Annotated in this window: 2 protein-coding genes; both read left to right on the top strand. The window is 34.0% G+C overall.

Annotation, left to right across the window (positions count from 1 at the left end):
* The first annotated feature begins 438 nt into the window (after positions 1 to 438).
* Entirely contained in the window at positions 439 to 1,080 is a 642-nt protein-coding gene (locus EP747_RS23895) for a DUF4272 domain-containing protein (RefSeq protein ID WP_129692480.1), read from the top strand.
* 206 nt (positions 1,081 to 1,286) lie between these two features.
* Positions 1,287 to 1,634 carry a hypothetical protein gene (locus EP747_RS23900; protein WP_129692481.1) on the top strand — a complete coding sequence of 116 codons (348 nt, stop codon included), beginning with the start codon at positions 1,287 to 1,289 and terminating at the stop codon, positions 1,632 to 1,634.
* Positions 1,635 to 1,675: the final 41 nt, after the last annotated feature.

A 1,675-nucleotide genomic window follows, 5' to 3' on the forward strand; every position in this document is an offset into this window, starting at 1 on the left:
AATCAAAAGTATAACGGTTAAATATACGTATTTTGGGTTGCCAGTTACCAAAAAAATCAATTTAGAATCATGGGAATTATGGTATGTATAAAACTAATGCATGCATTAGTTACTTCAACTTGCAATTGAATAACTTTTATAGATAGTTTATTTTTTACAAGAAGAAGTGGTATTCTTTTGGTACAAGAAGTCCTCTCAATGGATCAAATGGTGCAAACGCCTGGAATGCATCCTCTTGATAACATTACAACATATGGGTAAGCCGTATGCCTTAATAGGGTACGTACGGTTTGATTAGGGGGAAGTCTCGTGAGAGATTTCCCTACTTATTCAACAAAATGGCAGATTAGTTCAATAAGGTTTGTTTTAATAAAAGGCTGTAAATGGTATTATAGCGTAGGAATCTATATATTTATTAATTAAATTAGAGGTGATTAAGTGGATCATACAACTGAGAGAAAATTACAATCTGAACTCCAACTAAAGAAATTAGGAGTCCCCATTAACGAGAATTTACCTTTAACCGAACAAGATAATGAAGTAAAAGTAAGAACCAAAGAAGAAATCATAAATAGAATAATCGCACTTACGATTGTATCTGCAAAAGGAATGGGTGCATCAAAAGAAGAAATTGAAGATTTTATTGCAGGATATAAAGCAATCGATTTATTCACTGATGATGAAAAAAGTTTTATCGAAAAGAAAAGTCCAAAACAAAGAGAATTTATTCAATATTCATGGAAAATTGAATGTATATGGGTACTGTTGTGGTCAATCAACATAATACATGAATTGGATATCCCTAATAACACTTGTGATGTTGATTTAGTCTATGAGACAGTATTGAATTCTACTAAGGAAGATTTAATAAATAAATCTGATCTTAGGGAGGCTAATGAGATTCTTGATAACTTGGATTTCACATATAGAAGTCATTGGGCAGTAAGAGATGCTCAATTAAAAGGTGCACAAATCCCTTCAAATTTGAATGAAGGTGTCGTCTATGAAAGACATTATACATTTAATTGGCTTGTGAATTACATGGAGGAAGAATGGGATGATGTTTCTACTGATACCTGATAATTATTATTCCTTATTCAACTAACGCATGCATGAGTTGAATAGAAGCTGCCAATTCAGGTGGCTTTTTCTTATTCGACTAAATGGCAGATTAGTTGAATAAGAATTATTTGATATTCTATGAAAAAAGGAGAAATTCCCCCAAGTTACGAATACCCGCTATGAAGATATAATTTAATTAAAACCAAACAGGAGGAGGGGTTTCTTTGACCCGTAAAAACTGGTTACTTATTTTACTTTGTTGCTGCATTCTATACATTCCGCACGCAACCCCTTCGCTTGCGATTCGTACGAAGCTGATTTTCACTGGTCATCCAGTGTCGGCATTGACATCGAAGGTTTATCCCTTTGAGAAAAACGGCAAACGATATCAACCTTATTCAGAGTATTCAAAAGAACATCACGCGAAGGTGTACCTAATTAGTCACCCACCGTCAGCAATGGTAGACACTGGCGAAAATGTCGTGTATAAGGATTTAATCGTGTATCAGAAAGGACCTATCTTCTTGGCGAAATACGTTTATGATGAAATTGCTAAAATTATGAATGTGTAATTGAACTAACGCATGCATTAGTTGAACAACAAGATCGGCTG

Source organism: Gottfriedia acidiceleris, assembly GCF_004138285.1.
GTDB lineage: Bacteria > Bacillota > Bacilli > Bacillales > Bacillaceae_G > Gottfriedia > Gottfriedia acidiceleris_A.